General features: G+C 60.8%; 19 protein-coding genes and 1 pseudogene. 3 read left to right on the top strand and 17 right to left on the bottom strand.

The annotated features are described in order from the left end of the window. From L598_RS14010 to L598_RS13960, 11 genes and pseudogenes are all read right to left on the bottom strand, one after another. Positions 1 to 275 (bottom strand): annotated as a pseudogene (locus tag L598_RS14010) (fumarylacetoacetate hydrolase); the annotation flags it as partial. 12 nt (positions 276 to 287) lie between these two features. Then, positions 288 to 1,166: a DUF1932 domain-containing protein gene (locus L598_RS14005; RefSeq protein ID WP_144863410.1), complete on the bottom strand. Its 879-nt coding sequence runs from the start codon at positions 1,164 to 1,166 to the stop codon at positions 288 to 290. A gap of 9 nt (positions 1,167 to 1,175) precedes the next feature. Then, entirely contained in the window at positions 1,176 to 2,234 is a 1,059-nt protein-coding gene (locus L598_RS14000; RefSeq protein ID WP_144863407.1) for a 4-oxalomesaconate tautomerase, read from the bottom strand. Beyond that, positions 2,227 to 2,901 (bottom strand): 4-carboxy-4-hydroxy-2-oxoadipate aldolase/oxaloacetate decarboxylase, encoded by a 675-nt coding sequence (locus tag L598_RS13995; protein WP_144863405.1) that lies wholly within the window; start codon positions 2,899 to 2,901, stop codon positions 2,227 to 2,229. The genes L598_RS14000 and L598_RS13995 overlap by 8 nt, the downstream gene beginning before the upstream one ends. Then, a complete protein-coding gene (locus L598_RS13990) occupies positions 2,901 to 3,632 on the bottom strand; it encodes a PIG-L deacetylase family protein (protein WP_144863403.1) in 732 nt (243 codons plus the stop codon). Before L598_RS13990 ends, L598_RS13995 begins: the two co-directional genes overlap by 1 nt. Continuing rightward, positions 3,629 to 4,615 (bottom strand): catechol 2,3-dioxygenase, encoded by a 987-nt coding sequence (locus L598_RS13985; RefSeq protein ID WP_144863401.1) that lies wholly within the window; start codon positions 4,613 to 4,615, stop codon positions 3,629 to 3,631. Before L598_RS13985 ends, L598_RS13990 begins: the two co-directional genes overlap by 4 nt. Positions 4,616 to 4,809: 194 nt before the next feature. Further along, complete coding sequence (locus L598_RS13980; protein WP_144863399.1) at positions 4,810 to 5,532, bottom strand: ABC transporter ATP-binding protein; 723 nt, start codon at positions 5,530 to 5,532, stop codon at positions 4,810 to 4,812. Next, complete coding sequence (locus L598_RS13975) at positions 5,525 to 6,280, bottom strand: ABC transporter ATP-binding protein (RefSeq protein ID WP_144863397.1); 756 nt, start codon at positions 6,278 to 6,280, stop codon at positions 5,525 to 5,527. Before L598_RS13975 ends, L598_RS13980 begins: the two co-directional genes overlap by 8 nt. Continuing rightward, a complete protein-coding gene (locus tag L598_RS13970; RefSeq protein ID WP_144863395.1) occupies positions 6,280 to 7,275 on the bottom strand; it encodes a branched-chain amino acid ABC transporter permease in 996 nt (331 codons plus the stop codon). The genes L598_RS13975 and L598_RS13970 overlap by 1 nt, the downstream gene beginning before the upstream one ends. Before the next feature lie 9 nt (positions 7,276 to 7,284). Continuing rightward, positions 7,285 to 8,136: a branched-chain amino acid ABC transporter permease gene (locus L598_RS13965; protein ID WP_210245000.1), complete on the bottom strand. Its 852-nt coding sequence runs from the start codon at positions 8,134 to 8,136 to the stop codon at positions 7,285 to 7,287. 47 nt (positions 8,137 to 8,183) lie between these two features. Beyond that, on the bottom strand, positions 8,184 to 9,365 hold the full coding sequence (locus L598_RS13960; RefSeq protein WP_186445046.1) for an ABC transporter substrate-binding protein: 1,182 nt from the start codon (positions 9,363 to 9,365) through the stop codon (positions 8,184 to 8,186). 331 nt (positions 9,366 to 9,696) lie between these two features. On the opposite strand from L598_RS13960, the gene L598_RS13955 reads away from it, so the two are divergent. Genes L598_RS13955 through L598_RS13945 form a run of 3 tightly spaced genes read left to right on the top strand, consistent with a single transcriptional unit; the run spans position 9,697 to position 12,789 of the window. Continuing rightward, the gene (locus tag L598_RS13955) at positions 9,697 to 10,443 is read left to right on the top strand and encodes a GntR family transcriptional regulator (RefSeq protein WP_144863416.1); all 747 of its coding nucleotides are present in this window, start codon (positions 9,697 to 9,699) and stop codon (positions 10,441 to 10,443) included. Positions 10,444 to 10,445: 2 nt separating this feature from the next. Beyond that, positions 10,446 to 11,339, top strand: coding sequence for a methylenetetrahydrofolate reductase (locus tag L598_RS13950; protein ID WP_144863391.1), 894 nt, complete (start codon positions 10,446 to 10,448; stop codon positions 11,337 to 11,339). A gap of 46 nt (positions 11,340 to 11,385) precedes the next feature. After that, positions 11,386 to 12,789, top strand: a complete 1,404-nt coding sequence (locus L598_RS13945; protein ID WP_144863389.1) for an aminomethyltransferase family protein — start codon at positions 11,386 to 11,388, stop codon at positions 12,787 to 12,789. A 146-nt stretch (positions 12,790 to 12,935) separates the two neighbouring features. Here L598_RS13945 and L598_RS13940 read toward each other — a convergent pair whose 3' ends face one another. From L598_RS13940 to L598_RS13915, 6 genes are all read right to left on the bottom strand, one after another. Continuing rightward, positions 12,936 to 13,490: an NADPH-dependent FMN reductase gene (locus L598_RS13940; protein WP_144863387.1), complete on the bottom strand. Its 555-nt coding sequence runs from the start codon at positions 13,488 to 13,490 to the stop codon at positions 12,936 to 12,938. A gap of 3 nt (positions 13,491 to 13,493) precedes the next feature. Further along, complete coding sequence (locus tag L598_RS13935; RefSeq protein ID WP_144863385.1) at positions 13,494 to 14,807, bottom strand: TRAP transporter large permease subunit; 1,314 nt, start codon at positions 14,805 to 14,807, stop codon at positions 13,494 to 13,496. Next, positions 14,804 to 15,301, bottom strand: coding sequence for a TRAP transporter small permease (locus L598_RS13930; protein ID WP_144863384.1), 498 nt, complete (start codon positions 15,299 to 15,301; stop codon positions 14,804 to 14,806). Before L598_RS13930 ends, L598_RS13935 begins: the two co-directional genes overlap by 4 nt. Before the next feature lie 87 nt (positions 15,302 to 15,388). Next, a complete protein-coding gene (locus tag L598_RS13925; protein ID WP_144863382.1) occupies positions 15,389 to 16,468 on the bottom strand; it encodes a C4-dicarboxylate TRAP transporter substrate-binding protein in 1,080 nt (359 codons plus the stop codon). Positions 16,469 to 16,529: 61 nt separating this feature from the next. Further along, the gene (locus L598_RS13920; RefSeq protein WP_144863380.1) at positions 16,530 to 17,672 is read right to left on the bottom strand and encodes a CoA transferase; all 1,143 of its coding nucleotides are present in this window, start codon (positions 17,670 to 17,672) and stop codon (positions 16,530 to 16,532) included. Positions 17,673 to 17,679: 7 nt separating this feature from the next. Next, the gene (locus L598_RS13915) at positions 17,680 to 18,495 is read right to left on the bottom strand and encodes a citryl-CoA lyase (RefSeq protein ID WP_144863378.1); all 816 of its coding nucleotides are present in this window, start codon (positions 18,493 to 18,495) and stop codon (positions 17,680 to 17,682) included. Between the last annotated feature and the right edge of the window lie 158 nt (positions 18,496 to 18,653).

The raw sequence follows: 18,653 nt of genomic DNA, 5'->3' as shown, positions 1-18,653 counted from the left end.
GGCGAAAGCAGAAAGGGCTGCCGCGGGTCGCGATGCGCTTCGAAGCTGTTTTCCGCCACCGCCTCAAGACTGCCGATCACCCTGCCTTGCGCCTTACGGACGTAACCTGCCGGGTCATCCAGTTCGCAGATGTCGCGCACCGTCGGCGCCTCCTTCGAGGTGATGTCGAGCACCGCGCCTTCCCGCACCGTCACCACCAGGGGATGACGGGCAGAAGCGGTCCTGGCACGACCAACAAACACTCCCTCATCCGGAAGGCCCAGAGAATATCTCATACGGTGTGGTCCTTATTTGACAGATTCTCGCCGCAACTTGGCGATTGTGGCTATATCTCTTGCCAAGTCCTCCTCGTCTACGAGACGGTGGGACAGGGCGCCCATGCGGTCCTGGACATCAGCTACGGTGCTGGCGAGGCTTCCTGTAAGCCCAAGCGCATCGAGCGTTGCGGCACATTCGCGCATTTCGGCCGCTCGGCGTTTTCCATGTTTCAGGGTGCGTTCGAATTCATATCTGGCGAAATCGGACCATCCGAGCCCGGGGTAAGACTCCTCCAGTGACTTGCGGATATAGTCGAGGCAACCCGAAGCTGAGGCGGCAAGAAGAGTTTCGACGGTAATTGCCTCAAGCCCCTTCACGAAAAGGCTGCGCACCATCTTTATTGCCGTCGCAGCGCCCGGTTTGTCTCCCACGACCTCAAACTGAAAACCAAGGCGGGAAAGCGTCGCATGGAGGTTCTCATCGACTGCTCCGGCCAAAAGAACGGGGGTGGCGTGGCCTCTGGGATGCACAGGCGCCATGACCGCCATGTCTATGTAGATTGCCCCGACTGCCTCCACCTGTGCCGCACTCTCGACCTTGCGGCCCGGTGAAACGGAGTTGATGTCGAAATAGACTTGTCCGGGCAGCAGCCAGTGCGCAGCGGCCTTGGCTGCTGCCAGGCTCTGGTCTGCCGTTACCGCGCTGATGATCCATGCGGTCTTCTGAAGAACCGAGGCCGGGAGGGCCTTTCTCACGCCTCGCTCGGCTATCGCTGCTTCGCATCCCGGATCCTGATCCCCTTCAAGCAAGATGTCATAGGCGCTGAAATCAAGCAGGGAATCGCGGCCTGCAAGACTGTCGCAGAAGGTACGGGCCGCCTCTCCGAACCCGATGAACCCAATCTTCATTCGTCTCTCTTAACCAGCAAACACCATTCCGTCGAAAAGCTTACGCGCCGTGCGCAGGATCGCCGCTTGCATGACCGAACCGTCCTCGGCCAGGGTGGCGACGACGGTCATCTCCCCGGTTGGATGCTCGATCGCCAGGCAGCGCTTCGCGCCGTTTCCCGTCCGCGCCATCTCGTGGGCTGGGCTGCCCGGTAGAAGACAGGTGGTGGCGACGCTGACGGCGCCCAAGACACCAATCGAGGAATGGCAGCGGTGGGGGATGAATGTACGGGTGGAAATCGCCCCGCCGGCACGTGGTGGCGAGACCATCGTCATCTTTGGAACTGATTTTTCCGCAACATCACCGAGGTTCATCATGGGACCAGCCTTGAGCCGGATGGCTTCGAGCCTCTGCCGCAGCGTTTTGTTGGCCTCCAATTCCGCAGGATCTTCATAGCCGGTGATGCCCATATTCTCTGCGCTCATCACCACGCAAGGCATCCCGTTGTCGATCATGGTCACGGCCACCTCGTCGATCGTATCGACCACATTGCCGGTTGGCAGCAATGCGCCGCAGGACGAGCCGGCCGTGTCTTCGAAGACGATTGGTACCGGAGCGGCAGTTCCCGGCACGCCGTCGATGCGTGCGTCGCCAGCATAGGTCGCCTTGCCGCCGGGCGTCGCCACCGTGGCAGTGGCGATCTGACCGGTATTCTCCATGAAGATGCGCACCTGAGTCTCTCTATCTCTGGCCGTGACCAGCCCGCGCTCTATGGCGAACGGTGCGACGCCAGCGAGGATGTTGCCGCAATTCTGGGAATCGGTGATGATTGCCTGATCGACAAAGACCTGGAGAAAAAGATAGTCGACATCGACGCCTTCGCGGGCGGACTTCTTCACCACTGCTACCTTGGAAGTGAGCGGGTCAGCGCCACCCATGCCGTCGATCTGGCGCTTGTCCGGCGAGCCCATCATGCGCAGCAGGAACGCGTCGCGCGCCACCGGGTCCGCCGGCAAATCCTCGGCAAGGAAATAGCCGCCTTTCGAGGTTCCGCCGCGCATCCACATGCAGCGCACGCCGTCAGACATATTTCAGCCCCTTGGCCGCGAGCTTGTCGCGCATGCCATATATATCGAGGCCGAGCTCGCCGGCCATGAGCCGTTTGCGCGTCTCTGCTTCCTTGGCTTCGCGGGCCCTGCTTGCGTCCAGAGCTGACCGAGCCTTTTCACGCGGCACGACGCAGATGCCGTCGTCGTCGGCCACGATCACGTCGCCCGCATTGACCAGCGCGCCTGCACAGACCACAGGCACGTTGACAGAACCTATCGTTTCCTTGACCGTGCCCTGGGCGGAAACTGCCCGGGACCAGACGGGGAAACCGATCTCCGTCAAGTCTCGCACGTCGCGTACGCCTGCCTCGATGACCAATCCACGCACCTTGCGATACTGGAGCGAACGGGCGAGCAGTTCGCCGAAATAGCCATCTTCGCAAGGGCTGGTCGGGACGACAACCAGGATATCGCCCTCCCGGCATTGCTCAACAGCGACATGGATCATCCAGTTGTCGCCGGGAGCGAGCGAGACCGTCACCGCCGAACCGGCAATGCGTGCTCCGGCATAGATCGGACGCATATAGGGGCGCATCAGGCCAGTCCGGCCGATGGCCTCGTGCACTGTCGCCACGCCGCATTCCGCCAGCCCGTCAACCAGCGCGGCATCTGCCCGCTCGATCTTCTGTACGACTACTCCTCCCATCACAATTCATCCACGGTTCGCGGGAAGATCGACTGAAAGGCTTCGGCATATTTCGCTTCGCGGCCCCCGGCCTGTCCGCCGGAATTGCGCCGGAACTGGTTGGCACGGTTTTCGGCGACATTGGTGTAGTAATCCCAAAGATGCTGCTGGCCTTCCATGCATTCGATAGCCGCCTTCTTCTTCTCCCAGACCGGGGTGATGTCGAGGATCGTATCCGGCTTCCAGCTGCATTGCTCGGTCTGGTGCGGCTCGAACAGATAAAGCTGCGGCGCGCCCAGCACCTTCTCGCCCGGCCTATGTCCCCAGGCTTGCGCCACCATGCGGCATTCGAGCGCCACGCGCGTGGCGTAAGGGTGATCGGTATTGTAAGGGTCGTCGAGCGAATGCGAGAGGATGAAGTCCGGCTGAACCTTGCGGATGATATCGACCAGGCGGAACCGCGCCTCGCGGTCGAGCTCCAGCGGATAGTCTCCGCAATCGAAGAATTGTATGTCGGCTACCCCCAATGCCTTTGCCGCGTTCTCGGCCTCTGCCCGGCGGGCAGCCTTGACCTTGTCGAGTGTCATCCCCTGTTGCTTCCAGAGCTTGGCGCTCTCGCCTCGCTCGCCATAGGACAGGCACACGACGGTGACGGCGCAGCCTTTCTCGGCGTGGAGCGCGATCGCACCGCCGCAACGCCAGACAAAATCGGCCGAATGCGCGCTGACGACCAGCGCAGTCCCTGCTGTCATTTCCGCTCTCCATGCGATGATTGAGCGGCCCCGCCGATGGGCGGCGTGCCGTGGGTATGGAAGCTTTCGATCGTCTTCAGGCCCCAGGCCTGACCCTTCTTCCGCTCGGCTTCCGTCCAGGTCACCGTCGGCCAGTCGGGCCGCAGGATCAGTCGAGCGCCGGCGTTAGCCACCTCGACGCGATTGCCCGCAGGCTCATAGACATAAAGGAAGAAAGTCCCCTGGATGGCATGCTTGTGCGGGCCGGTCTCGATGAAAACGCCATTTTCCAGGAAAATGTCGGCTGCCCGCAATACGTCCTCACGCTGGTCGACCGCATAGGTGACGTGGTGGAAGCGGCCATGGGCCCCGGAATGGTCTTCCGTATAGGCGATATCGTAACTCTTGTTGTTCACGGTGAACCAGCAGCCGCCGAGACGGCCGTTGTCGAGCAGGATCTGTTCGGTAACCCGGCTGCCAAGCCCTTCGACCATGAAGTCGCGTATGGCTTTGACGTCGGCAGCCAGCAGGTTGAGGTGATCCAGGCGGCGCACGCCGACGCCGCGGCCATGATAGCGCTGGGCAATGTTTTTGAGCGCTGACCGCTCCCGGGGCGGCGGTTCATAGATCCTCGTATCATAGTAGATCTCGAAAACATGGCCGTCGGGATCGTTGAAGCGATAGGCCTTGCCGTGGCCGAGATCGCCCTCGACCCAACCGATTCCGCAGCCCATCTTTTCGATGACGGCGATCCGGCGCTGAAGTGCGGCCTCCGAGGAAGCGCGATAGGCGATATGGCCGACGCCGGTTGTCTTGGCCGCAGTCAGCTTGAGCGTATGAAACTCGTAATCGTCGAAGGCGCGCAAATAGACCGAATCTCCTTCCCGCCCGCTCTCCGTCAGGCCATAGATGTTGACGAAGAAATCGAGGCTTTCCTCCGGCTTGTCGGTCAGAAGTTCGACATGACCGAGATGGGCGATGTCGAAACAGGGCTCCTCGCTCATTCCGTTCCTCCTTCTGACGCCCGCCCTGGGCGGGCCTTTGCTTCCGGCCAGTAGAGCTGCGTTCGATTGTCGACCAGCGACCTCATCAGATGCGCTGGGTCGTGCGCGATATCGGCAGATAGGCGGACCGGCGGCATCTTTGGGTCGTCTCCAAGCTTCATAGGACTCTTCCCCTCGGCATCCTCGGCGCTCGGTCACTGCGCCGACGTTTCGAGCTGGAGTCCGACATAGCGGTCGAGCGTGGCGGGATCTCGCAGGAGGTCCCGGGAGCGGGCCCTGTGTGCGACAATCCCGCGCTCGATGACGATTGCGTCTTCAGTTATGCCAAGGGCGACCTCGGCATGCTGCTCGACCAGGACGAGCGCGATGCCTTCCTGCTCGGTCATGCGCCTTATCGCTCCAGTGAGTTCCTCGACAATGATCGGCGCGAGTCCTTCCAACGGCTCGTCCAGAAGAAGGATGGCGGGATTGGTCATCAACGTGCGCGCGATGGTCAGCATTTGCTGCTCGCCACCCGAAAGCTGATTGCCCATGTTACCACGCCGCTCCTTCAGGCGGGGGAACAGCCGATATATGCCATCAATATCCCAGCGGCCGCTGCGCGCCGCCACGGTAAGATTCTCCTCTACGGTGAGGGAGGGGAAGATGTCCCGCTCTTGCGGTACCCAACCGATGCCGAGTTGCGCCCGCCGGTGCGGGGGCAAATGGGAAATGTCCTTGCCCTTGAACCATATCGATCCCCGCATCAGGGTCACGAAGCCCATCGCTGCGAGCAAGAGGGTCGTCTTGCCGACGCCGTTGCGGCCAAGTACCGCAAGACTGCCATTGGCCGGCACCGCGAAGGAGATGCCGTCGAGGACCACGGCCTCGCCATAGGCTGCGCGTATGTCGCGGAATTCGAGCAGGGAATCAACCATGGACATGCCCGAGATAAACTTCGCGGACGCGAGGGTCGCTGCGCACCACATCCGGCTCGGCTTCCAGCAGCACTCCACCGGAAACCAGAACGATGATGCGCGACGCGAAGCGGAAGACGATGTTCATGTCGTGTTCGATGAAGAGGATCGAGATATCCTCCGGAAGCGCCGCGATGACACTGAAAAGCATGGCGCTTTCGTCCTTCGGTACGCCTGCAGCCGGTTCGTCGAGCAGCAGTACTTTGGGTCGAGTGGCAAGCGCCAGCGCGATTTCCAGAAGGCGCTGTTGTCCGTAGGGCAGGGTGCGGGTGCGCCTGGTTGCCACTTCGGCCAGCCGAAGCCGGCGTAATATGCCGAAGCCTTCCTCTATGGCGTCCTCATGTGAGGTAAGGCTGCGCCAGAACTGGCCGGCGACGCCTTGGCGCTCACAAATGGCCAATGTTACTGCTTCGATAGGTGTCAGGTCGGGAAAAAGCGTGTTGATCTGAAACGTGCGCACCAGCCCGCGGCGCACGCGTGCCGCGGATGCTGTCGTGGTGATGTCCTCCTCGCCGAGCAGGATTCGACCGGAATCAGGCTTCAGCCTTCCGGTGATCATGTTGATCAGTGTTGTTTTGCCGGCACCGTTGGGGCCGATCAAGGCATAACGGGCACCATGAGGCAGTTCCAGCGAGATGCCACGCGCCACCTTCAGGGAGCCGAAGCTTTTGCTGAGCGCTTCCGTGCGCAGGATCGGCCCGGTCTGCATCAGTCCCGCCTCCCCACGAGCCATGACAGGCCACCCAGGATGCCTTTCGGCATGACCAGCACGACAAACATCAGCAGCAGCCCTATTCCAAAATACCAATATTGCGGGTTAATGCCGGCGAGCTGGTCGCGCGCGAGAAGAAAGATCACTGCGCCGAGGATTGCCCCGTAAAGCCGTCCGGTACCACCCAGGATCAGCATGACCACGACATCGGCGGAGCGTTCGAAACTCAGCACTTCCAGGGTCACCGTGTTGGTGGTTTGCGTCAGCAGCGCACCTGCCAGGCCGGCGATCGATGCCGAGATCGTATAAATCTTGCGCAGGTGCTTCCTGTGATCCGAGCCGATGGCCGGCATACGGTTCAGGTTCTCTCGTACCCCTCTCAGGGCCAGTCCGAAGGAGGAATTCACGATCCGGCGGCTTGCCAGGAAGCACAGGAAGAGTATGGCAAGTGAATAGCTATAGGCCGTGTATCCCCACAGGTCGAAACGGAAATAGCCAAAGATGTCCCAGCTATCGACGCCGAGCAGACCGTCCGTGCCGCCGGTGAGCCAGCTCATCGCATTGGCAAGTTCATAGGTCAGCAGCCCCAGGCCGAGCGTGACCATGATCAGCGCCAGATGCTGCACCCGCACGATCAGGAAGCTGGTGACATAGCCGACAAGCCCGGCGAATGCGCCAGCGAGCAGAAGGCCGGAAAGCGGCTCGCCCCAGCCCCAGCGGGCGCTGAGAATTCCCGCAGTATAAGCGCCGATGCCGAAGAACATTGCATGACCAAGGGTAACGATGCCGGCATAACCGAGCACCAGATCGACGGAGATGGCAAACAGGGCCGCGATCGCCACCTGGTTGGCCAGCATCAGATAGGTCGGAAAAAAGAAGAACGGTACGAGGGCCAGGAGCCAAAAGACGATCTCGAAGACCGACCAGCGGCTTTGCTGGTGCAACCAGGCAAGCGGCTCGCTTGAAGGCCGGGTTGTGTCTATCGTGGCCATCTTTCGGTCCTACCGCTTGCCAAGCAGGCCTTGTGGTCGCACCAGCAGAATGGCCACGAGCAACAGGTAAATGAGAAAGGAGCCGATCTCGGGCACGAAATACTTGCCGGCGACGTCACCGATGCCGAGCAGGGCCGCGCCGAGGAAGGAGCCGGCGATCGAGCCAAGGCCGCCCACGCTGACGATGATGAGGACATAGACGAGGAAGTGGAAACCGAAGGACGGGCTCAAGCCTACGATCTCGATCGCAAGCGCACCTCCCAGGCCTGCAAGCCCGCTGCCGAGCGCGAAGGTGATGGCAAAGATACGCTGCACGTCGAGACCAATTCCCTGTGCCACGCGCTGATTGTCCACCGCGGCCCTTATCTGTGCACCGAAACGGGTGCGCTCGAGCGTGAAGAAGAGCAGCGCGGTGATAGTCAGCGCCACGACGATGAGGAAAATACGGTAGACACCGAAGCGAATGCCGAACAACTCCACCGAGCCGCGTAGCCAACCGGGCAGCACGATGGGTTGCTGCCCGGTTCCCATGAAAAAGGTGGCGACAGCCGCGGCGATGAACACCAGGCCTATTGTGAACAGGACCTGATTGAGTTCTCCTGCCCTGTAGAGCCGGCGAAAGAACAGCCGTTCCAAAACCATGCTGACGACGGCTGCCCCGACGAAAGCCGCCGGCAGCGTGAGGATGAAGGGAAGGCCCCATTCGCGCATGAGCGAGACGGTGATGTAACCGCCAAGCATCCCGAATGCACCATGCGCCAGATTGATGAAATTCATCAATCCGAGCGTCACCGACAGCCCCACGGACAGGACAAACAAAAGCATCCCGAACGCAAAACCGTCGAACAGGACGATGACGATATTGTTTATCACGATCCCGTCACGCCAGCTAAATGGTTTGCCTCTCCCTAGTTGCTCGCCCCATGCAACGGATCTTTCACGTCGGGGATTTCGTGAATGATGACATTCTGCAGCTTGCCATCCACTTCCTGGACCTCACGGATATAGACGGTCTGCACGACATCCCGGGTCTCGGGATCGATCGACATTGGACCCCGCGGGCTCTCCCACGACATGCCCTTGGCGGCTTCGATCAGCGCATCGCCGGAAGTATCGCCATCTGTCTTCTTCAGCGCCTCGTAGATGAGATGCATGCCGTCATAGCCACCGATCGAGAACAGATCCGGTTCGCGGCCATTATTGGCGGCGGTATAGCCCTCGACATATTCCTTGTTGAGCGGATCGTCCCGCTCCAGCGTATAATGGAATGTGGTGATGATGCCGAGAGCCGTTTCACCCATGCTCTCGAGTGCCTCGGGATGGGTAAGTTCGCCTTGGGCGAAGATCTTGGTTTCCGGAGGAGCGAGCCCGCGGTCCACGAGCGCTTTGCCGATCGCTGCCGGTTGCGCCCCGCCGGGAACGAAGATGTAGACGGCTTCCGGATCGGCGTCCTTTACGCGCTGAACATAGGCGGAGAAGTCCGGATTGGCGACCGGAGTACGATCCGAGCCGAGGATCTCTCCGCCTGCTTCGGTAAAGCCTTTCGAGAAGGATGCTTCCGCGTCGTGGCCGGGACCGTAATCTGAAACCAGCGTATAGGCTTGCTTGATACCGGCTTCCTGGAACGCCCACTGTCCAAAGGCATAGTTGAGCTGCGGAATCGTCACCGAAGTACGGACGATGTAGTCCGACTGCTCGGTGACCGACGAGGTGGCAGCATTCATCACCACCATGAGCTTCTGTGCTTCGGTCGCGACTTGGGCCGCACCAAGCGCCTCCGGTGTCAAAGCGAAGCCGGCAAGAATGTCGACCTGATCGCGGACGACCAGCTCCTGCGCCATGCGCCTGGCCTGGTCCGCGTTCGGGCCTCCCGTATCCTTGCGCACGATCTCGATCTTCTTACCGGCCACCTCATCGCCATGCTGCTGCATGTATAGCTTGATGCCGGCGTCGAGCTGATTGGCGGCATCCGCGAACGGACCCGAGTAAGGCAGGACGACGCCGACTTTCACCGTCTCCTGCGCCGATGCGCCTGCCGACCAGGCCAGACCCAGCCCAAGCGCCAGGGCCAATGCTGTTTTTCCTGACATTTCGAGTTCCTCCCAATGCCCGTTGATATTTACGAGCCGTTACCAGGCTATCACGGCTTCGTCGCAGACTAAATGTATACAGGTGTCTATAGGCAAGCCAAGAGGCCGGTTGCATTTCCACCTGGCCCCGGAAGGGATCACGCGTGGGTGTCCGGAGACCAGGAGGGGGCATTCGATAGCTACAAAGCTGGTAAAGATATGCCCGCATATGCCGGCCGCTCTACGCCCACCGTGCCAGGTCGGTATCTATTGACAGTTCCTGGATAGCGGAACAAGATTGTATACAGGTTGAATTCATAATGAGTAGCAGGTGACGCAAACAACAGCATTGCTGGCAGATGTAGAAGGCGACGGTAATCAGTCGCGAACCCTGAAAGCGCTGCTTTCGATTCGCGAACTGATCCTGGAAGGTGTGCTGGCGCCCGGAAAGCGCATCTCGGAACTTTCCGTCGTGGAGCGTACCGGCATTTCGCGCACGCCTATCCGAGCCGCGCTGCAGCGTCTGGAAGAGGAAGGGCTGGTCGAAACCATCCCATCGGGCGGTTTCGCCGTGAAATCCTTCTCGCAGCAGGAGGTCTTCGACGCCATCGAGATCCGCGGCACGCTCGAGGGGTTGGCAGCGCGCTTTGCTGCAGAGCGCGGTTCGAGCGCCAGACTGGGGCCCCTCCACGCCTGTCTCGAGGAACTTGATGAGATGGTCGAGACCGCGATCCGTTCGGAGGAGGACTTCTCCGGCTATGTCCGGGCCAATGCCCGCTTTCACGCGCTGATCGTCGACCTGGCGGAAAGCCCTACATTAAAGCGTCAGATTGAACGGGCTGCCGCCCTGCCTTTCGCCTCGCCCAGCGGCTTCGTCATGGCGCAGGCCTCGATGCCGGAATCCCACCGCATATTGCTTGTTGCCCAGGATCAGCATCGCTGCGTCGTCGAAGCGATCGCGAATGGCGAAGGGGCGCGAGCACAGGCGGTGATGCAGGAGCATGCCCGCGTGGCCGGCCGCAATCTGCGTCTCGCCCTGCGCCATGAAAAGGCGCTTGCCCGGGTGCCGGGCGGAACTCTGATCCGGACGGTGAAATAGAGATGGCGCCGCAGAGCGTACATGGCTATGCGGCTGACCAGCAAGCAGTCAGCAATGGCGAAGCATCCCTGGCGCAGCTTCTCGCCGGCTATTCGGTCGAGGTCACCGCGCGCGACGTGGATTCCGTCCTTGGCCGACTTCGGAGAGGTTCCGAAGTGTTCATCGCCAACCTTCCCAATGACAGCCCGGACGTTCTGGTGCGGGCTGCCGCCCGTGTTGGCGCGGCAGGACTGATTCCCGTTCCGCATATCGTTGCCCGCAAGATTCGGGACGAGCCAGAACTCGACGGCTTGCTGGCGCGGCTCGCGGGCGAAGCCGGAGTCGAGCGGGCTTTGGTTCTCGGCGGCGACCGCGATAGGCCGGCCGGTGACTTCGACGCCGCCCTGCAGCTTTTACATACCAGGGCCTTCGAAAGGCACAACTTCTCGCGCATCGCCTTTGCCTGCTACCCCGAGGGCCATCCTCATATCGACAAAGAGGTTCTGCGGCAGGCATTGAGGGAAAAACTCGCGGAAGCCACTAGCAGGGGCCTCGACACCCTTCTCGTCAGTCAGTTTACTTTCGAGCCGGAACCGATCTTGAAACTGGCGCGGGATTTGCGAGCTTCCGGGATCACAGCACCCTTGCGCATCGGCGTCGCCGGGTCGGCGCGGCGCACCACGCTGGTCAAATACGCGATACGCTGCGGCGTTGGCGCCTCGTTACGCGCGCTTACCGAACGGGGCCATTTGGTGAGTGGCTTGATCGGCGGTGAGACGCCGGGCGAACTGTTGGAGGGGATCGCGCCCGCCGCAGCGACTGAACCAGCCCTCGGCATTGAGGGCGTTCATTTCTTCACTTTCGGCGAGCCGGGAAGATCCATCGAATGGGCCGAGGCCCAGATTAATAGGTCCTGACCTAGCCGGTAAGCTGTCTTCGTCCAATCAGGGAGGATACGAGATCATGACACGGAAGAATCTGGAACAGCTTCTGCAGGAGGCTGATAACACCGTCGACATGCTGCGCAATTCGCAGATCGGCGCCTATATCTATCCGGTAGTACCCAACGAGTTTACCAACTGGCGCGATGAGCAGCGCGCCTGGCGTGAAACGGCGGTACTGTTCGACCAATCGCATCATATGGCCGAACTGATGATCGAAGGCCCCGATGCCTTCAAGATGCTCAACTATCTCACCATCAACAGTTTCAAGAATTTCACCGTCAACAAGGCCAAGCATTTCATTCCGTGCAGCCATGACGGGTATGTCATCGGCGACGTCATCCTGTTCTATCTGACGGAGAACCAGTTCCTCATCGTCGGTCGAGTGCCGACGATCAACTGGGTCGAATTCCACGGCAAGACTGGCAGCTGGGACGTCAGGCTGGACCGCGACGATCGTTCGCCTTCCCGGCCCGGTCCGAAGGCGGTGATCCGCAAGCGCTACCGCTATCAGATCCAGGGCCCGAACGCGATGAAGGTGCTGGAGAAGCTGAATGGCGGTCCGCTGCCGGACGTCAAGTTCTTCAACATGGGTGAGATCAATATCGGCGGGCGCAAGGTGCGCTGCCTGCGCCACGGCATGTCCGGAGCGCCGGGTCTCGAGATATGGGGCCCCTATGAGCAAGCCGAGGAGATCCGTGACATCATCTATGAGGCGGGTCAGGAATTCGGCCTGAAGCTGGTTGGCGCCCGCGCCTATGCGACCAATACGCTGGAATCAGGCTGGATCCCCTCGCCATTGCCGGCCGTCTATACCGGGGAGAAGATGAAACCCTATCGTGAATATCTTCCGGCTGATGGCTACGAGGGCGCCGGCTCGATCGGCGGCAGCTTCTATTCGAAGAATATCGAAGATTACTACATGACGCCCTACGAACTTGGCTACGGCCCGTTCGTGAAGTTCGACCATGACTTCATCGGCCGGGAGGCGCTGGAGAAAAAGGCCGACCAGCCGCACCGCCGCAAGGTGACTTTCGCCTGGAACGCCGATGATGTGGCCAAGGTGTTCCGTTCCTTCTTCGAGCCGGGCATCGAGAACTACAAGTTTATCGATGTGCCAAACGCCAACTATGCCTCGTCGAACTATGACGCAGTCACGAAAGACGGCAAAGCCGTCGGCTTCTCCATGTTCAGCGGCTACAGCTTCAATGAACGCTCCTGGCTGTCGCTCGGCGTCGTTGATCCGGACATCAAGGAGGGGGACGTGCTCACCCTGATCTGGGGCGAGGAGAACGGCGGAACGAGGAAGACGACCGTGGAGAGGCACAAGCAGACGGAAATCCGCGTCAAGGTTTCGCCGGTGCCCTACTCACGTGATGCACGCGAAAACTACGCCGAAGGTTGGCGCACCAAGCAGTCCGCATAAAATGTCAGCCCGACCGGCGCAAAGCACCGGGCGGGCTGACCATCATGCAGAGGTTCCGTCCGAGCGAGTTTGCGACGGAACCTCCAAGGTTCCATCACCAATATGCGCGACAATTGGTCCGGTGAACCATTCGCGCGAAACCGGCGTTATGACTTCGATACGCTCCGCTCAGCGGCAATCGAGGCAATGAAGGCGCGGACTGCCTCGAACAGGAATGCTTCCGTTGCCTCATCCGCAAGATAGCCGTCTCTGATCTTTGCGTTGGAATGAGCGACTACGATTTCTTGCCAGACGAAGGTTCTTGCCAGCACGGCCCCGAGCACGTTCTTCAGATGAGCCTGCGCCCGCACGCCTCCGAGCGCTCCACCCGAGACCGATGCGATAAGGACCGGCTTGTCCTTGAAAACGGAAGCGTAGCCGGGCCGTGAGGCCCAGTCGATTGCGTTCTTGAGGACGCCGGGGATCGAGTAATTGTATTCCGGCGTGACAATGATCAGGCCGTCGGCTGCCGAGATTGCATCCTTCAACGCAATCACAGGGCGAGGGAGAGGGTCGAGGTCGGCATTGTAGTGCGGCAGGGAACCGATGTCGAAGCGGCTGAATATGGCTTCGCCGGCAAGCTTGTCGCAAATGGTTTCTACCACCGCCCTTGACGAAGAGGCGGCGCGAAGGCTGCCGGCAAGACAGAGTATCGAGCGCATTGGTCATAGCCTCGCCAGCCAGGTTGCGATCTGCGGGAAGATCGCAAGAACGACCAGACAAATCACCATGGCGATCACGAATGGAAAGCTTCCCCGAAAGATGTCCCCCACCTTGAGCTTGGGATCGTTGATCGCTGACTTTATCGTGTAGACGGACAGGCCAAACGGTGGTGACAGCAGGCCGATCTCGACCGCGACGACCGTCATGACGCCAAACCAGATCATGTCGAAACCGGCGGCCCGCGCCACCGGCAGGGCGATGGGCAGCAGGATCAGCATGATCGAGATCGAATCGATGAAGCATCCCATCAGGATGACGAGCGCGATGAAAACTGTCATGAATCCCCATGGCCCGAGCGTGCCACCGATGAGAAACTCGGCCAGCGCCATGGGCAGGCCGGACATTGCCAGCATCCGGCTGAAGAAGGTCGCGGCCACGATAAGGAACAGCACCGAGACGGTGATCTGGCCGGTTTCGACCAACAGCGACCTGAAACTGGACAAAGTGAGGGACCGCCGCACCAGCGCTATCAGCAAAGCGCCCAGCGCCCCCATGGCGCCGGCCTCCGTGGGATTGAGGAAGCCGGCATAGAGGCCGCCGAGAACCACCGTCACCAGCATGACGATCGGAGCGCCCTTACGGATAACGTCCAGCAGGCCGTTCGTCTCTCCGGAAACAATCTTCGCTTCCCGTTCGAATACCGAACCAGGTCTCCGCCACGCCATCAGCATGATGGTTAATGCGAAGAGGGTGGATAGAAGAATGCCGGGACCGACGCCCGACAGGAACATGCGGCCGACCGATTCCTCCGCCAGCACCGCATAGACAACCATCAGCAGCGACGGCGGTATCAGCATTCCAAGTACCGAGCTGCCGGCCACGACACCGGTCGAGAACTTTGTCGTGTAGCCATGCCGCACCATTTCGGGCACAGCAATGCGGGAGAAGACCGACGCGGAGGCGACGGATATACCGGTTATGGATGCAAACACCGCGTTGGCGAAAACAGTGGCAATGCCCAGGCCGGCGCGTACTCGGCGCAGCAGGCGCTCGAACAGATCGAAGGTGTCTTTACCGACGCCGGAGATTGTGACCAGGAGTCCCATCATCACGAACAGCGGCACGATCGCGAAAAGATATTCTTCGAGGCTGTCATTGGCCACCGAGCCGAGCATTCTCAGCGCCACCGTTTCGTTGCGGAGATACGCCACGGCACCGAAGGACGAAACCATCATCGCCACGCCGATAGGCATGCCGAGCAGGATCAGGAGAAGCAGCAGGCCGATGCCCGCGAGGCCGATCTCGATACCGGTCATCGCGACGCGCTCCAGCCGCGCAGCCGGGCTACCGCCGTCAGGACGAACTGAAGCGCCGCCACCGCCGCTCCGACAAAGATCAGCGCGCGGAAGGGGGAGGTAGGCATCGTCATCACGCCGATGACGCCGATGAATTCGCGGTGATTGATGTCGCGCCAGAGGATGTCCCAACTCGACCACGCAATGCCTGCGCAAAGAGCGGCACCCGCGAGATCCCACGCGGCGCGGATGACGACCGCTGCTCCTGGCCACCGCGTTGACAATGTGGCCAGGAAGAATTCGGTACTGGCGAGTCGGTCGTTGCGAACGGCCGTCCCGAGTTGGAGAAAGACAATCAGCACGACGGTGAGCGCTCCCAACTCGGCGATCAGGGGCAGGGACTCGCCCATCGTGTTTCGTGTGACCACGTCGGCTACGATGATCGCCATCAGGAATACGATCATGATGGTGCCGAGGGCGGCAAGCCCGTCGACACCTCTGTTCCAGAAACGCATCGGATCCTTTCGATGGGGCGGGAGACTTGTCTCCGCTCCGGCCCTGCCGCCTTCAGCCTGCATGATCTGGTCTTACCTGTCGAACGGCTATAGGTCTTTGTCCCAGTCGCGTGCTGGCTTTTCGCCGGCCGCGCGCAGGCCCTCCATATAGGCCTTCATGAAAGCTTTCCCGGGAAGTCCGCGCGATTCGACATCGGCTGCCCACTCTCCCGCAATGTCGGGAAGACCATCGACCCATTTCTGCCGATCACCGTCCGGCAGTTCGGAGATGGTGACAGGTGGATCCTGATCCTTGCCGAGCTCGACCATCTTGGCAAAGGCCGCCTCGTGCAGGTCCACCATTTCCTTGCCATGCGCCTCGGTGTAAAGCTTGCCGGCGGCGATCATTGCCTGCTGCACTTCCTCCGGCAGCCCATCCCAGCTATCTTTGTTGATGGCGATGGCACCGGAGAAGGCGGTGCCGATACGCACGCGGGTAATGTAGGGCGCCACCTCGTAGAGTTTGGCCGGCAGCACCCCGAGTGCGAGCGACAGCACGCCGTCGGATACCCCCGTCTGTATGTCGGTGTAGAAGGTCGTTAGCGAGCCGTCGACCGGATTTGCCCCAGTGCCACGGAGCCACTGGCCGAGCACGCCCGGCGCCGAAAGCTTCATGCCGTTCAGGTCGGCGACGCTTTTGATCGGCTTCTTGGTGTAAATGTCGTAGTCGTCAGTGCCGGTCAGGCCGAGGACCTTGATGTTGTACTGTTCCCACTCGTTCTTGAAGGCCTCATTGTTTTCCAGCAAATCCCACGTGACCTGGAGTTGCGCCGGCGGATTGGCGGTGGCGAAGGGCGCGTAGGTGGAAGCCTGACTGAGAGGCAGCTTGGCCCCTTCGAGGAAGGAAAACACCCAGCCAATGTCGGTGATGCCCTCCTGCACCGAAGTCAGCGTTGCGTTGGCCTTGTAGAGCGAGCCGCCAAAGGCCTCGTTCCACTCGATCTTGTAGTTACCCTTCTCGGCCAGCAGCCGATCGGTCTCGGCCATGAAATGGGTCTTGATCATCCCAACCCACGGGATCACCAGCGGGTGGCTGGAGGCCACGGTCAGCGAGATCGTCTCCTGCGCGAGCACCACGCCCGGGAACGCGACTGCACTCGCGAGCAGCATTGCTATGAGCTTCTTCATGTCACTTCCTCCCTTTTTAGAATGACAGCCTTTTCCGGCTATCTCCTCCACATGCGGATCGTCATCCGGCCTTGCGCCGGCTCACCTCGTCCCTGATCTGGGCGCCATGCTCGTCGAGCGTCGGCGGCGGGAGCACATCGAGATCGGCCTCGCCGTCGAAGCTGTAGGGCGCGCGCACGGTTGTGAATGGTCCCATCGTCGGGTGCTCGGCCTCGACTTTGATATTCAGATGCACGGCCTGCGGGTCCTCCAGAGCCTCGTCGGAATCGTAAGCGGGCGAATGCGGGACCTCGTGTTTCAAAAGCATCTCGCACCATTCGTCGCGTGTCTTGCCGGCGAACACGGGCGTCAGGATCTCGATTAGTTCGCTCTGGTGCGCGATGCGCGCCATGCGTTCGGCGAAACGCGGATCGGTCATCAGTTCCGGCATGCCAACGGCCGCGACGAGGCCTTCCCAGAATTTGGGCGGAGAAGACATGTGAATAGCGATCCACTTTCCGTCCGAACAGGCGAAAGTGTAGGATTGCGAAACCGTGGGTCGGCTCAGCGGCCCCATCACTTCGCCAACCGAATAATAGTGGGTAAAGCTGTCCAGATTGAAGTGGCACATCGCTTCAAGCATCGAGATGTCGAGACGCCGTCCCTTGCCGGTCCTCACCCGTTCCAGCAATGCCGCGACGATGCCGAGCGCCGCATAGTGGCCGGTCACGGCATCGGCGATTGCCGGCCCGATGACACGCGGATTGGTGGGTGGGGTGAGGAGGCGCAGATAGCCGCTCGCAGCCTGCGCTACAGTATCATAGGCGGGGCGGTCGCGCGCCGGCCCGGTCCGGCCGAAGCCCGAGATGGCACAGTAGACGAGGCTGGGATTCAGCCGGTGCAGTTCCTCCTCGCCGGCTCCTAGCTTCTCGGCAACGCCCGGGCGAAAGTTCTGGATGAAGACGTCGGCATTGCGGATCAGCTCATGGAAGACCGCGCGGTCGTCCGCCTCGCTGGTGTCGAGCGCGATGGAGCGCTTGTTGCGGTTGTAGGTCTGGTAGTGGGGAGAATAGAGCCCGCCTTTGAAGGCGCGAAACGGATCACCGGTCTTGGGTCTTTCGACCTTGATCACATCGGCGCCGAGATCGGCGAGATGCATGCCGGCGGCGGGACCTGTGATGTAGGTGCCCATTTCCACTACCCGGATGTCCTTAAGTATCTTCATGCTGGGCTCAGGTGTTCCTGGTCGAAGTGGTTACACGTGACGGCGGGCCGTCATAAGCGATGGCAAGGTCGGCCTTGTGCGACATGATAAAACCGATCGAGCGCAGCGACTCTTCGTACAGATGCGCAACCAGACCGCCCGCCCGGGCGAGTAGCGGAATGCCCTTCATTGCCTCGATCGGCCACCCTGCGTCCAGCATAAGCGCGGGGATCGCACCCGATACGTTGATCGGTAGTGGCCGGTTCATTATTTCGGGTGCGATGCGTCCCAATGCGCGCAGGCAAGCGACGGCATCGCCCGACACGCCACGATTATCAGCAAACTGCAGCAGAACATTTGCCCGCGGATCACCCTCGCTGTGCTGCGGATGACCGAGGCCGGGAACTTTGCCGCGTTTGGCCTTCAACTCCTCCAGGCTCGTCCGAACGGCTTTCTCGAGATTAGCACCCGGCTCGCGGCTCGCCTTCAGAATATCGACGATGTAGCGGCCCGCGATTTCGGAGCTGCCTGCGACCACCGTGCCCATGCCGAGCAACCCGGCTGACATTGCACCCTGCCAAGCTTCGGGAGCGGCAGCGAGCGTCATGCGGGCTGCCTGAACGCTCGGCACAAGTCCGTGCTCGGCGATGGCGACGAGGCAGGCATTGGTGACTGCAACCTGGGTCTCGGTTGGCCTCTCGCCGGTGACAAGGAGCCAGAAATAGGCGGTGTAGTCGATCTGGCCGATCAGTTCGGAGCACAGGTCGTGCCCCCGGATCGTTATTGTATCCGCATCCGACGCGGCAATGGCCGTGAAAGCCTGTTCCTGCTTACCGATACGCATTCGTGAGTTTTCGCATCCCGAAAAATTTTGCACTTGCCGAAAAGCTAGAGGTCCTTTAGCGTAGCGTCAAGGTGGAAATGTTTGGCTTGACCAGACTGCGGGGGTGGAGGTTCGATCGCATGGAGGAAAGGGATGCGCACGTTGGCGGGGACAATTCC

It is taken from the genome of Mesorhizobium sp. J18, assembly GCF_007829525.1.
Classification (GTDB): domain Bacteria; phylum Pseudomonadota; class Alphaproteobacteria; order Rhizobiales; family Rhizobiaceae; genus VLJP01.
The sequence above is the reverse complement of the archived record's forward strand: the minus strand, read 5'-3'. Positions and strand labels throughout refer to the sequence as shown.